Consider the following 13643-nt stretch of genomic DNA (forward strand, 5'->3'; position numbering starts at 1 on the left):
TGCACCTGCCTTGAGACGAGCTTTAGAAAATAGCTTGAGTCATCGTAAACCCGATGTATTTTTTATTGATGAAGCTCAACACATGGGAAAAATGTCGAGTGGGCATAAATTACAAGACCAATTAGATTGTCTTAAATCTTTGGCTAATATGACCACTATTCTTCACTGCTTATTAGGAACCTATGAATTATTGACTTTTCGGAATTTAAGTGGTCAATTATCAAGACGTAGTGTTGATATTCATTTTCCTCGCTATCAAGTCGATAATCCTGATGATATTCAAGCATTTAAAAGTGTTTTATTAACATTTTCAACGTCAAATGCCCTTAGCTCAAGAACCTGATTTAGTGAGTCATTGGGAATATTTTTACGAACGATCTTTAGGGTGTATCGGTACATTGAAAAACTGGTTAACTCGTACCCTCAAAGATGCGTTAGATGAAAATTCAAATACTATAACTCTCAAACAACTTCAACGTAGAGCTTTATCAGTGGCTCAATGTCAACGAATGTTTGCAGAAATTCTTGAAGGGGAAAGGCAATTATCGGAAACAGAAGCCGATGCCCAAAATTACGAACCTTATTAGGTTTAGGTGAAGACGTTACTGAACAGCAAAAAAAAGGTCAGTCTTCTAAAAGAAAAACAAAAGTCGGAAAAAGAAACCCAAAACGAGACAAAATTGGAGTCCAAGAACCTGATGTCAGTTGATGATTTAACAGTTTATGAACGGTGGGATCTCAAGAAACCTGAAATTCCTCTTCAGAGTCGTTTATTTTCTTTAAAACCGATAGGAATTGGTACACCTTATTGCGAAAGTTTGAGCAGTTATTTGATTCGCTTATCTGAACTACATTGTTTATCCTTATCCGTGTTTATTTCTCGCCTAATTTCTCCTTGTCTTCGCACTACATTTTTAAAAAATTCGTCAAGTCGCAGTTTAGGCGCATTATTTCAAAAAGCTAGAGCTTTACAGGGTCATGGAGATTTAGCAAAAGATTTTGTTCAAGCATTAGAATATTTAACTTTACGGAAAGATTTGTCGTTTTTAACTTTGTCCGTTTGGTCTAATATTCTTTCTCACAAAGGCTTATTAGGAAATCATAAGGTTTGGTGTCCTCTATGTTATCAGCAACAATGGCAATCCCATCATGTTCTTTATGAACCTTTGTTATGGTCACTCGAAGCAGTGAAAGTTTGTCCACATCATGGTCTCAGATTATGGGAAAATTGCCCTCATTGTGGGAATAAACAGCCTTGGTTGACTTGGAAATCTTCTAATGGTTGTTGTTCTCATTGTCATCAATTGTTATTTTCTCCTACCAAAACCATATCAACTCATCTGAATCAAGATGAGTTAGGGGGCAATATCGCTTTATCTGAGTCTCTAGCCTCATTAATTGAGATTATGCCTATTTTACCCCATAATCCTACCCAAGATAACTTATGGAATAATGTTTCAGCGATTATCAACGGGGTTACTCAAGGTAATATTAGTGCTTTTGCTAAACAGTTAAATCTTCCCAAAAATACAGTTTGGGGATGGTATCATCGGAAATCTTTACCCCCACTTGCTTCTCTGTTAAAAATTAGTGAGTGTCTGGATTTACCGTTGCTTACCTTGTTGACAGAAAAAATAAGCCAAAGCCATTTAGAGACGGTTTCAGCCCGTCAACTCCCAAAACAACAGTCTCTTATCCGTCAATCTCCTCGTCAGCTAAACTTAAAGCTTTTACAACAGCAACTATGAGAAGTTTTGAATTTACCTGATGTAGAAAGTCCTTCTCTTAAGCAGGTTTCAGAGACATTAGGCTATCATCGTCGGACTTTATCTCGACATTTCCCAGATTTATGTCAAGGGATTTCTGCGAAATACCGCCAAAGATTAAAAACGATTCAGCATGAAACCATTAATAAATGTTGTCAAGAAGTTCGCACCGTCACTTATTCATTGTATGCTGACGGTAAGTATCCTTCTGAATCTCGTGTGGCTGAGTTTTTGACTCACCCTAGCTTTCTTCGTTACCCTCAAGTTCGTGAAGTGTTCAAGCAAACTAAACGGGACTTAGGTTTTGAACCATAATCTTGCCACTTGTGTTTTGAACGATAACCTTACCAAAACGGCAAAGTTATGGGTAAAGTCACAATTTTTCCCCTCAGAAACCGCCTGAATATAACACTTATCAATTTTAATTCATCCTGCTTGAGTTTCTCTATTTTTAAACAACGCCTAGATTCTTTATCTCAAGAAAATTTTGAAGTCGATTCGCCATTTGTTGCTTTTCTTTCCAACCAGAAGTAAAGAAATATGTAAGCGGTAATTTTTCGCCTGAAGAGAGCATAAGAACGAGACGATAAGTAGATTCTTCACTAGCATCTTCTACTTTGACGGCGGTAATATCGCTAGTTTTGTTTTCAATAATTTTTTTGCCAAATAGATTACATCGTTCTATGGTTACGAGATTTAATTCTCGCTCAAAAGAGCAAGTTATAGAAGGAGTCAACACCAATATCAAGAAAGTAACTAAACCAAAAAAAGCACCAATAGCAAACCCAGTATATCCTAACAACTTTTCGTATTCTTCGTAAATTGTCAAAGTATCTTTTGAAAAGTGGTCAAGAAAAGAATTGATTTGACTCATTATATTCAAAAGATTTTGATATTCTGGCTCATCACTATAAATATAACTATTTATCAAAGGAATATTTTTTTCAACACTGACAATAACCACTCGATAACGCTCAAATAAGCTCTTACTATCCTTATTATCTAACTTAGCTTCTAGTATCGCTTCTTGTAGTTCTGGAATTATAATTTTGCTTTGTTCTTTCCCTAACCAACTAAATGCTGTTAATTCACAATTAGTATTAAAATTAGCTTGATAAGTAGATAGTTTTGAATAAGAATGAGTACAATTGAGAATAGTTAAAGGTGATATAGTTAACGAAAATAGTATAGATGCTAGAGCTAATCCACCAAAAAAAACACTCGCTGACCAAGAAAACGTAGGTTGCATTTTGAAAATAAATTTATTTTTTGTTTCTCCTAAGATTTTAAAGTTATTACTGATAAAACATAAATACATTCCCAAGCAAATCAAGGCACAAAGACTGGTAAAAAAAGTTTTTTGCAGCATAATTTGATAAAAAAATGAAAATCTAATTAATAAGCTCTTGTTAATTGAAATGACTTATCGTTTCAATTACCTCAAATATGTCTTTACATAAGATTACAAAGTAAATTGAAAATCATTAACGATCATTCCTGGGGTTAAAATACCTCCTAAACTTCTTTGTCCATAAGTACCTGTTCTCGGAATAAACTCTCTAAAATTAGTTAAAGCGATTAAATTTTCTCCCCAAAAGCGATATAAACTTTCATCAAATCTTAAGTTTTCAATGGGGGCAATAATTTCGCCATTTTCTACCCAAAAACAAGCATAACGAGTCATTCCTGTTATGCGTCCTCCTGTGCGATCGCTCCAGTTTAAATAGTGTAAATTAGACACATATAACCCTGTATTTAAAGTTGATAAAATTTCCTCTTGAGCTAAATTTCCGGGTAATAATTCAGGCGATCGCAAACTTTCATAATTATTAGCACCATTAGGGGTTAAATTATATTCTGATGCAGTGCGAGAACTAATTAAAGTATTAACTAAGTTTCCTTGGGTAATAATAGGTAAAATCTCAGGAGCAATTTCTCCTAATTCATTAAACCTTGGAACTGTTCCTTTGCTAAAGTTTTCTTGTAGAGAAAATTGAGAGGATAATGTTTTTCCCTGTTGCAATTTTAATAAGGAACTATCACCTCGTCTTAAAGAAGATTCACTAATGCCTCCCCAGGATAACATACTAATTAAATCAGCTACCGCAGCAGGAGCAAAATAGGTACGATAACCTCCAGGTTTAATGGTTTTTGATGGTTTCTCTAAAGCAATGAATTGTTTTTTATCTGTTTTGATTTGGTCTAAATATTTAGTATGATCCCAGTTTTTTCCTGAAAATATTCCTTTAACTGCTTTTTCTTCTGGGGTAATTAAGGAGTAATCAACAATATAATTCTCAGTAGCAAACCAATGAAATTGACCAGCAGAATTACTATTGCCTCGAATTATAGAACCTGCGGTATAAAGTCCCGTCATATCTAACTCATAAACAGGGGAAAGAATCTCATTAACTGCTATTTCTGTCGATAATAATTTTCCTGGATAAACTTCTTTTGTTATTCCGTTATTTTCAGGTAAAACAATATGCTTATCTTCTGGTAATTGAGGCAATTCTTGACGTAAATAGTTTAAATTATCGACTGCAACTTGACTATCGACTGTTTCATCTCCTGTAAAGGAAAATGTCGCAAACGCAGTTCTTTGGTTTGCTATTAATGTTAGTTTAATACTGCCATCTTTTACGATTCCTGTTTGTCTTACTTTTGCACTATTAAACCGAATAAATTGGGTTTGTTCTCCATTCAATTCGATAGTTAAATATTCTTCACTTTGTAATTTATCGATGAGAAGATGACACAGTTGTTGAAAGCTAGATTCTAAATGTTCTAATTTTTGATTTTTCATCAGAGAAAAAATAAGCAAACCTAATGGATGAAGACAGTTAATTGCTTGGGGATAATGACCTAGAGTAGCAATACTTTTCTTGAATCATTAAATTGTAACTTATTTTCTTCTCTGTGTGCTAGTCTAGCTTACTCTTTTTAAGGGTATTTTATTGGTTAGACTGGTTTAACTTCCATAAATCTTGTAATTGTGCCAGCAAATACCGTTGTCGTTTTTCAATAATTTCTGGTGTCCATTCTTTTTCTTTCATTGCTTGGATAGTTAAAGCAAAGATAGCGGTAGGGTTATTAATGTATTTATCTTTTTTTACTTCATATTCATAGTTTTTTGCTGAACTATTTTTTTTATGAGAAAGCAAAACTAAATTACCGAGACGATGAACATATTTGTCTTTTTGTTCTTGAGAAGTAAACCATTGGTTCCACTGACTATCTAATGGAGGATTTTGGGGTAAAATGTGTTCAATGGTAATCACTTTATAACCATCATAGTTAGGAATTCCATCACTCATTAAACTATCAAGACGAAGTAAAACATACAGGTTTACTTTTCTCATTTCGTAAAGATTTCCATCTAATAATTTAATGATTTCTTCTTGTTCTGAAGACGATAGTTGTAAAGGAGAATCTACTGCATATAAATCTGCATCATCTTCTATCGCTTGTAAAATATCTGCATAGCGTTTATTTCTTTGATAAATAGTCGTTCTGAGAATCATTAAGCCGGCAGCAAATCGCTCTAAATAGGTTAAAAAAGCTAGTATCTTTTCAGGCTTATTTTTATGTTTTTTAATATACAAAATAGTGGGAGGTATCCACTCAGAATGATCAATACGCTGTAACCATTTCAAGAGTTCATTAATTTCTTTAGCACCGTGATCATGGATAAAATCACATTTTTTTATGTCATCAAAAGCCTCACTAAAAGGTTGTAATACATTATCAATAAAATCACGAGGGTTATGTTTAACTAAAACATACTCACGAAATTCCTCAATCACTTTACGACTTAATCTCCTCTTTGCGTAAATCATGCGTATATGAGAAAACAATTCTTGAAAATTGTCTCGACCTAATTTTACTTCTATGTCTTCCCATTTCTTGGTATATTTATTTTCTAGAGATTCATTATCTGAAATTTTACCGATTAAATCTGCTTTTAAAATATCAGTAATTGATAAATCTAACCCCCGATCATTTAAAACTGAGAAAATACGATAAGTTGATTCAAAATCAGGGGTAGATACAGCCACTAAATAACATCGTTGTAAGAGAAACTGAGTTAGACGTAGTTTTTGAGATTCTTCGGGTAATTTTTCACTTATTCTTTTAAGTAAAATCCGAGTATTGTTAAGAATATTTTTTTGAGGATCAGAAAGATTGTTAACTGCAATTTCTTCGATATCTTTTAATCCTTCTAAGATTTGAATATGTTTTTCAAAAAAGTCTTGATCACGTTCTCTTAAATATAAGCGAGGACGGGGATCAATTCCTGCAAACTTTTTTCCTGCCTGGTAAATAAAATCCCCTAATTCATCATCATTTATCAACTTCCTTAAGACAGATAATAAAATTGTCAAAGTTGTTAACCTTTGTTGTCCATCAACAACTTCTGAGTCTGGTTTTCCTATTGGTTTTATGAGAACAATATTTCCCAAAAAATAAGGAGGTATATCACTAATGTCATTTGAATTATCACCCATTGCATCAATCAGATCATCTAACAATCTTTCTGTTTCTTCTGTTGTCCAAGCATAAGGACGTTGATAGTTAGGAATATTAAAGGAAAATTGATCACAAAAAATGTCTTTAATGGGATATCCTGCACCGTCAATTTTAATTGCTGTCATGGTGTTTCCTTGAAAAAATTTTCTTCATCTGCTAATTGATAGTATTCCCAATTTGCTAAAACTTATTATCATGATCATTACTCACATTTTGCCACTTCGATTAAATTAGCTATATCCCCCCTTAGTAAGGGGGGATGGGAACGGAAAAAAAGAGTTTATTTTGACTGTATCTACTTAATACCAGTTCTCAGAAATGGCTAAAAAGATTGCTTCGGGGTATTTTCAGTAAAAGTCAAAGCTTACTGTTTACATTACCCCTCGCAATGATCACTTAAGTCTTTAATAACTTTCGAGAATTTCTTAACTCAAATAGATACAATAAATAAACGAGTGTTCAATAAGATTGATAAATTGTGGAGATTACCTTTTTAGGAACCAGTTCCGGAGTGCCAACGCGATCGCGTAATGTGTCTAGTGTGGCCTTAAGACTACCTCAACGGGCCGAAGTTTGGTTATTTGACTGCGGCGAAGGAACCCAACACCAACTATTACGCAGTGACGTGAAAATATCCCAAATTACTCGCATTTTCGTCACCCATATGCACGGCGATCACATTTATGGGTTAACTGGGTTATTGGCCAGTTGTGGGTTAGCAGGAAGTGGCCAACCCATTGAAATTTATGGTCCCCCCGAATTAAAAGATTATCTAAAAGCTTGCGCGAAATACTCTCATTTTAAGCTACCTCATCATATTCGGTTTCATCCTATTCACTCGGGTATTCTCTACGAAGATAAAGAGTTTACCGTCAGTTGTGGACAGCTAAAACATCGTATTCCTGCTTATGGTTATCGGATCGCAGAAAAAGACCGCCCCGGACGCTTTAATGTCGAAAAAGCCAAGGCCCTAGGTATTCCCCCCGGCCCAGTTTATGGGGAACTCAAACAAGGGAAAACTATCACCTTAGAAGATGGCCGTCGTATTCGCGGCCAAGACTTGTGTGGAGAGAAAGAAATCGGCCGAAAAGTCATATATTGTACGGATACCGTATTCTGTGAAGGGGCGATCGCCTTATCTCAAGATGCGGATGTATTAATTCATGAGGCCACCTTTGCCCACCAAGATGCTCAACTGGCCTTTGATCGTCTTCATTCTACCTCTACAATGGCTGCACAAGTGGCCTTAGCAGCCCAGGTTAAACAACTGATTATGACCCATTTTAGCCCCCGTTATGCCCCAGGAAATGCCCTACAGTTGGATGATTTATTACAAGAAGCAAGGGCAATTTTTCCTAATACCATTTTAGCCCGTGATTTTATGACCTATGAAGTCCCCAGAAGATCCCCAATGGAAACCAGTAAAATAGGATAATTAAACACAATTACTGAGCGATGATTAAACCCCCTAACTTACTTAGATTATCCAATTCTGAGGCAACCAAAGCCCTTGGCAAGAAATTAGGTCAAAATTTGCCTAAAGGGTCTGTTTTGTTGCTTAAAGGGGACTTAGGGGCGGGAAAAACTACCTTAGTACAGGGCATAGGAGAAGGTTTAGGCATTCACGATCCCATTGTTAGTCCTACCTTTACTCTAATCAACGAGTACCACGAGGGACGCTTACCCTTGTATCATTTAGATTTATATCGCCTCGAACCCGAAGCAGTCGCCGAACTATATTTAGAACAATATTGGGAAGAAGGGGAAAGATTACCCGGTATCACCGCTATTGAATGGCCCGAAAAATTGCCCTATCTTCCTTTAAATTATTTAGAGATTCAATTATCTTATATTGAGGGGACAGGTCGTCAAGTTATTTTGCAACCTGTTGGTGACTTTGATCTTGATTTAAGTCATGTTAGTTAACCCCGTATCTCAACTAAATTTTTACTATGTTGTTTGAGAAAATTACATCAACTTTTAAGGCTTTTTACGTTGTAATAACGTTGACCATAGCTTGTATCATCCCTGAAACCGGTTACAGTCAAACCACTGATTCTAGTGCCGAAAATTCCCTTGATTTACCCCCAGAAGTTATTAATAATAGTCCTGTTTTACAAAAATGGATGAAAGAGGTTCCTAACGTATTAGAAGATATTAATCATGACCCTAGTTTTCGCACTAGAGTGGGCATCGGCTATGCAGAATTTCCGTCTACTGAACACGACGGAGGACTGAATATTTCTGTGGATGATATTTTTATTGGTCGAACCGGTTTAACCGTTAGCGGAGACTATGAAACCTCTTTCGGAGAACGGGACGCAGGAGGGGTTAATTTACAATATTATCTATTACCTTTAGGCTATTATGTTAATGTTGCTCCCGTAGTGGGTTATCGGGCTATTAGTACCAATAATTATTCAGAAGATGGGGTTAATATTGGTGGAAAAGTTATCTTTCCTTTATCTCGTTCTGGGGCGGCTGATATCTCAGTTTCTCATACTTTTATTTCCCCTGGAGATGATGATGAAGTGGGTATTAGTAATATATCTTTTGGCTATGCTATTACAAAAGAAATTCGCCTGGCAACCGAAATAGAAAAACAAAATTCACGGGTCAAAAAAGATAGTCAATTCAGTTTAATTTTAGAATGGATGCCTTGAGAAATGTAGAATGTATAATTTAGAATGTAGAAAAATAAGATGAATAAAATTAGAGTTTACTGGAAAGTTTTAAAATTATTTTGGGCAACGGCGATCGCAGCAGAATTAGAATATCGTTTGAATTTTGTTATTGCTGTTTTTAGTAGTTTCACCAATCTAACGGGCAGTATCTTTACCTTATTTTTATTTTATCAAACTAATTATACCTTTCCTGGATGGAGTTGGAACGAATCCTTAATTGTTTTAGGAATGTTTACCCTACTCCAAGGAATTTCTGCTACCTTATTAGTGCCTAATTTGAATCGTATTGTTGAACAAGTGCAACAAGGAACTCTCGATTTTATTCTCCTCAAACCCATCAGTAGTCAATATTGGTTATCCCTCAGAAGTCTCTCCCCGTGGGGCTTATCTGATATTATTTTTGGTTTAATTATTATAAGTTATGCCGGTTATCAAGTTGACTTAAATCTATCTAACTGTTTCTTAAGTATAATAACTGTAGGCTTTGCTATTATTAGTTTATATAGTATTTGGTTTATGTTAGGAGCTACGAGCATTTGGTTTGTCAAAATCTACAATGTTACTGAAGTATTAAGAGGGTTATTAGAAGCCGGAAGATATCCCATATCTGCTTATCCTGCTGCCTATCGAATTTTCTTCACCTTCGTGGTTCCGGTTACTTTTTTGACCACAGTTCCGGCGGAAACTTTGATCGGGAAAAATCAAGAAGTTTGGTTATTATTTTCAGCCTTACTCGCCATCTTTCTCTTGATTGTATCCCATTGTTTTTGGCAATTTGCCTTACGGTTTTATACCAGTGCTTCTAGTTAAGTTAAAATCGATAAATATTAGGGGTTTTGTCATTATCTAAATCATGCACCATAATCCAGTTTTTATCAAAAATTTGAGCTATCGTTATCCCGATGGAACCATGGCCCTAAAAGACATTAATATATCGATTAAAGCCAGTGATAAAGTAGCCTTAATTGGGGCAAATGGATCGGGAAAATCTACCTTACAATTTCATTTAAACGGCATTTTTTTACCCCAAAGCGGAGAAATAACCATAGGAGAATGGAAAATTAAAGAGGAAAATTTAACCGATATTCGTAACTTTGTGGGTTTAGTCTTTCAAAACCCCGATAATCAATTATTTATGTCTACGGTTTGGGAAGATATAGCTTTTGGCCCGATGAATAAAGGAATGAAAGGAAACGAATTAAAATTAAAGGTATTAGAAGCCATGGAAGCGGTAAATATTGACCCAGAAATCTATGGTTCTCGTAACCCCGATAACCTATCCGGAGGCGAAAAAAAACGAGTGGCCATCGCTGGGGTTTTGGCCATGGAACCCCAAGTATTAGTATTAGATGAACCGTCGGCCCAACTTGATCCCCGTTCCCGTCGTCAACTGATTCATTTACTCGATCAATTACCCTTAACCCTGATCATAGCAACCCACGATCTTGATCTCGCTTGGGAACTCTGCGATCGAACAATTATATTAAGTCAAGGACAAGTGGTTTATGACGGAAAAACTGATAAAATTATGAGTGATCATGGTTTTCTAGAACAACATTCCCTAGAAGCCCCTTTAAGCTTTAGTCGTCCTTATTGTAATCTACAAGATAAACCAGAGTTATCCTTATTGTAGGATAGACAAAACTAAACGATATTTTTTAATGCATGAAACCAACCTTTGAAAATGCAACAGACTGGGACAAAGCAGAAATATTGATGCAACCTGCCTTTATTCGCGTCATGGATAACCTTCGCAAACAATTAGAAACATCAAATTTAAAGGCAACTTATGAAGAAATTAAAGAACCCTTACCAGGGTATCAATTAATCTTAAGTCATGAAGATAATTCTGTTACCATAAGTATTTGGGATATTTGTTTTAAAGTTTGTTTTATTGATTATGAATTGTCATCAACAAAATCATCTCAAGATAGTATAATAGTAGAAATTGATGAAAACTTATTTAAAGAAGGGGGAGTCATTCACTGGGACAATTTAGAACAAAAAACACAAAAAATTATACAAAACATTATTGATGAATTTCCTAATATTTAAGAATACAAAACTATGCTAAAAAACTTAAGAGAGTTACAAAAAAAAACGGGTGCCAAACTTATCGAAGACAGCAACATTATCGAAAGTTTTGACAATGATAGTCAAGGGTTTAAAAAGGCTTATGATGACGTTGTTATCTGCGATCGCAGTCATTGGGGACTCTTAAAATTAACAGGGGGCGATCGCTTACGGTTTCTCCATAATCAAACCACCAATAATATTAATAATCTTCAACCGGGACAAGTATGTAATACGGTTTTCGTCAATTCTACCGGTAGAACCCTCGATTTAGTCACCGCTTATGTGACAGAAGATAGCATATTACTATTAGTTTCCCCGAACCGTAGGCAATTTTTATATGAATGGATGGATCGCTATATTTTCCCGATGGATAAAGTAGAAATCAGCGATATTTCTGATAAAAATGCTATTTTTACTATCATTGGAAAAGAAGAGAAAGCTAAGTTAAATCAATGGGAAACAGTAACTCAAACTATTACAGAATTATCTTCAGGAAACCATGATTTTGTCACCGTTAATGATGAAAAAATTATCATCAGTCATGGGACAGGGTTAAACTTGCCTGGATACACCTTAATTGTGCCTGAAAAGGCAGCGACAACCGTATGGGAAACACTAATTAATTTAGGTATCGTTCCCATCGGCGATCGCGTTTGGCAACAATTAAGAATTAAACAGGGACGGCCCTATCCTGATCAAGAATTAACCGAAGATTATAACCCCTTAGAAGCTGGTTTATGGTCAACCATTTCCTTTGATAAAGGCTGTTATATTGGACAAGAAACCATTGCTAGATTAAACACTTATCAAGGGGTTAAACAGCGTCTTTGGGGGGTTAAATTAAATCAACCAGTGAAAGCAGGTAACCCCATTATAGTCGATGATAAAAAAGTTGGTATTTTAACCAGTTCGACAGAATTTGAAAACGAATATTTTGGACTCGCTTATGTCAAAACAAAAGCAGGAGGAGAAGGATTAAAAGTGAGTATAGGAGACGCAACAGGAGAACTGATTGCTGTCCCCTTTTTAACCCACGAATACTATAAATCAGCTACTCAATCGTAGCATTACTGACAATACCTCTTTCAACATCGACGATACATTCATAGTTAACCCGACGTTGTTGAAATCCTTCGGTTATAATTCCTAACCCTTCAACCCTTTGTTCATTATCAGCAATATTAAAAATTTCCGGTTCTTCTTGGAAATCAATGGTGCTACCTGTGCCTAAATTAATACCAATAATACCACCAATATCAATTTGATTACTGGATATTTGCTGTCGAAGTTTATTATGACAGAGGTTAATGATTCGTCGATCGCTAATGGTTTGATTATCGGTTTCATCGGTGGGAGTATAACTAATTCTTGTCACATCTCCCCGTTGAATATCAACAGTACAATTAAAGCGATAGGGTTGCTCTTCTCGTTGCGATCGATTTACCAAAGCCGTACCTCTTACTCCTTCTTCTGTGTTAGAAATATAGTAAGTTTCTAAACCGTCCTGAAAGGTGACCAAACCATCAAAATCGTCGGCGATTGTTTCTTTTAATTCTTCTTGACACAGACGAGTGCTAGAAAGGGCCATATTATCCCTAAAGGTATAATTCGAGCGACTCAGTAACCCTTCATTGACGTTAACAGTACAATCATAGGTGAGATATCTTTGGTTACTGTCGTTTCTGACCCTTGCTTGTCCTCGTATGGAGGTTTGACCATTGGATAATCGCGATCGCTCAACGGTTTCAAAGGTGATATCATTGCGATTATTTTCCGCTATTTCTCGATTAGCAGCTAATTTAACTTGAATAGAAGTTTGACATAAATCAATCACTAAATTATCTAAATTTTCTTGCGCTGATACAGATAAAGGACTCAGGGTTAAACTGCCTAACAGAGAGGTCAATAGACTAGCACCAATTATTTTTGTTCGTTTCAACATTATTATTTCCTCATATTTTTTTCTAATCTACTTTTATTATAAAAAATTTTAGTTTTAGATATGTACACTTGAACAAATATAAACCATAGGGAATAGTCCGAAGGAGATAGTTAAAGACGATTTGTTACCTAAAAATTAAACTACCTTATCCTATAGTTATTTGTCCTGTGATGTTAAAAAAGTTGTCTCATTTTCCTTATCAAAAGATAACTGTTTTATAGTCAAGTAAAGAAAACCACAACGACACTATGAATTTGATTAGTCAATAGAGGGAATTAGAGCAATTTGTCAGTTATTAAAGTACACTGTAAATAAATTATCGGTTCCCTGTTCCCTAAAAGCATAACCTTTTATACCTTATAAAGTCGCAAACGGTTTTAAATATGACTCAAAAAGAAATGATTAGAGAAATTGCCTCAGAACTGTCTATTTTTTCTAAAATTGAACAGAAAGAAAATTTTTTATTTGTTTTAGGAGCTTTAGGAGCTAGGGTAATTAGTCTCCAAAAAGCAGCCGAAATTATGCAAATGGATAAAGATATTTTCCTAGAAATTTTAGATTTAATGGGAATTGAGTTTTCTTATTTAGAAACTCCAGATATCGCTCTTGAAAGAACCTGGGACTAAAGACATGAAAATTGTTTTT

16 protein-coding genes are annotated in these 13643 nt (G+C 35.2%); 12 read left to right on the plus strand and 4 right to left on the minus strand.

The window, feature by feature from the left end:
- The 4 genes from C4E06_RS15700 to C4E06_RS15715 all read left to right on the plus strand — a co-directional run.
- Window positions 1-343 (plus strand): TniB family NTP-binding protein (locus C4E06_RS15700; protein ID WP_198648725.1); only part of this gene is annotated, 343 nt, incomplete at its 5' end.
- Complete coding sequence (locus tag C4E06_RS15705; protein ID WP_107668926.1) at window positions 321-587, plus strand: hypothetical protein; 267 nt, start codon at window positions 321-323, stop codon at window positions 585-587. The genes C4E06_RS15700 and C4E06_RS15705, both read left to right, overlap by 23 nt.
- Before the next feature lie 111 nt (window positions 588-698).
- A complete protein-coding gene (locus tag C4E06_RS15710; protein WP_107668927.1) occupies window positions 699-1748 on the plus strand; it encodes a TniQ family protein in 1050 nt (349 codons plus the stop codon).
- A gap of 6 nt (window positions 1749-1754) precedes the next feature.
- Window positions 1755-2081 (plus strand): hypothetical protein, encoded by a 327-nt coding sequence (locus C4E06_RS15715; RefSeq protein ID WP_107668928.1) that lies wholly within the window; start codon window positions 1755-1757, stop codon window positions 2079-2081.
- A gap of 136 nt (window positions 2082-2217) precedes the next feature.
- On the opposite strand, the gene C4E06_RS15720 is transcribed toward C4E06_RS15715, so the two are convergent.
- The 3 genes from C4E06_RS15720 to C4E06_RS15730 all read right to left on the minus strand — a co-directional run bounded on the left by C4E06_RS15720 (window position 2218) and on the right by C4E06_RS15730 (window position 6421).
- On the minus strand, window positions 2218-3135 hold the full coding sequence (locus C4E06_RS15720) for a hypothetical protein (protein ID WP_157951167.1): 918 nt from the start codon (window positions 3133-3135) through the stop codon (window positions 2218-2220).
- A 93-nt stretch (window positions 3136-3228) separates the two neighbouring features.
- Entirely contained in the window at window positions 3229-4572 is a 1344-nt protein-coding gene (locus C4E06_RS15725) for a TldD/PmbA family protein (protein ID WP_107668930.1), read from the minus strand.
- Between the two features lie 148 nt (window positions 4573-4720).
- Window positions 4721-6421 (minus strand): DUF262 domain-containing protein, encoded by a 1701-nt coding sequence (locus C4E06_RS15730; protein WP_107668931.1) that lies wholly within the window; start codon window positions 6419-6421, stop codon window positions 4721-4723.
- Between the two features lie 353 nt (window positions 6422-6774).
- On the opposite strand from C4E06_RS15730, the gene C4E06_RS15735 reads away from it, so the two are divergent.
- From C4E06_RS15735 to C4E06_RS15765, 7 genes are read left to right on the plus strand one after another with little or no spacing between them, the layout of a single operon-like run.
- On the plus strand, window positions 6775-7731 hold the full coding sequence (locus C4E06_RS15735; RefSeq protein WP_107668932.1) for a ribonuclease Z: 957 nt from the start codon (window positions 6775-6777) through the stop codon (window positions 7729-7731).
- A 20-nt stretch (window positions 7732-7751) separates the two neighbouring features.
- A complete protein-coding gene (gene tsaE, locus C4E06_RS15740; RefSeq protein WP_107668933.1) occupies window positions 7752-8222 on the plus strand; it encodes a tRNA (adenosine(37)-N6)-threonylcarbamoyltransferase complex ATPase subunit type 1 TsaE in 471 nt (156 codons plus the stop codon).
- 26 nt (window positions 8223-8248) lie between these two features.
- Complete coding sequence (locus tag C4E06_RS15745; protein ID WP_107668934.1) at window positions 8249-8959, plus strand: hypothetical protein; 711 nt, start codon at window positions 8249-8251, stop codon at window positions 8957-8959.
- 39 nt (window positions 8960-8998) lie between these two features.
- Window positions 8999-9790 carry an ABC transporter permease gene (locus C4E06_RS15750; RefSeq protein WP_107668935.1) on the plus strand — a complete coding sequence of 264 codons (792 nt, stop codon included), beginning with the start codon at window positions 8999-9001 and terminating at the stop codon, window positions 9788-9790.
- Between the two features lie 43 nt (window positions 9791-9833).
- The gene (locus C4E06_RS15755; RefSeq protein WP_107668936.1) at window positions 9834-10613 is read left to right on the plus strand and encodes an energy-coupling factor ABC transporter ATP-binding protein; all 780 of its coding nucleotides are present in this window, start codon (window positions 9834-9836) and stop codon (window positions 10611-10613) included.
- 32 nt (window positions 10614-10645) lie between these two features.
- Complete coding sequence (locus tag C4E06_RS15760; RefSeq protein WP_107668937.1) at window positions 10646-11035, plus strand: hypothetical protein; 390 nt, start codon at window positions 10646-10648, stop codon at window positions 11033-11035.
- Between the two features lie 12 nt (window positions 11036-11047).
- Entirely contained in the window at window positions 11048-12121 is a 1074-nt protein-coding gene (locus C4E06_RS15765) for a folate-binding protein YgfZ (protein ID WP_107668938.1), read from the plus strand.
- On the opposite strand, the gene C4E06_RS15770 is transcribed toward C4E06_RS15765, so the two are convergent.
- Complete coding sequence (locus C4E06_RS15770) at window positions 12108-12998, minus strand: hypothetical protein (RefSeq protein WP_198648726.1); 891 nt, start codon at window positions 12996-12998, stop codon at window positions 12108-12110. The genes C4E06_RS15765 and C4E06_RS15770 overlap by 14 nt on opposite strands.
- Before the next feature lie 383 nt (window positions 12999-13381).
- Here C4E06_RS15770 and C4E06_RS15775 point away from each other — a divergent pair, with 383 nt between their 5' ends.
- The gene (locus C4E06_RS15775; protein ID WP_107668939.1) at window positions 13382-13624 is read left to right on the plus strand and encodes a hypothetical protein; all 243 of its coding nucleotides are present in this window, start codon (window positions 13382-13384) and stop codon (window positions 13622-13624) included.
- Window positions 13625-13643 lie beyond the last annotated feature (19 nt).

The sequence above is a fragment of the Cyanothece sp. BG0011 genome (assembly GCF_003013815.1).
GTDB lineage: Bacteria > Cyanobacteriota > Cyanobacteriia > Cyanobacteriales > Microcystaceae > Crocosphaera.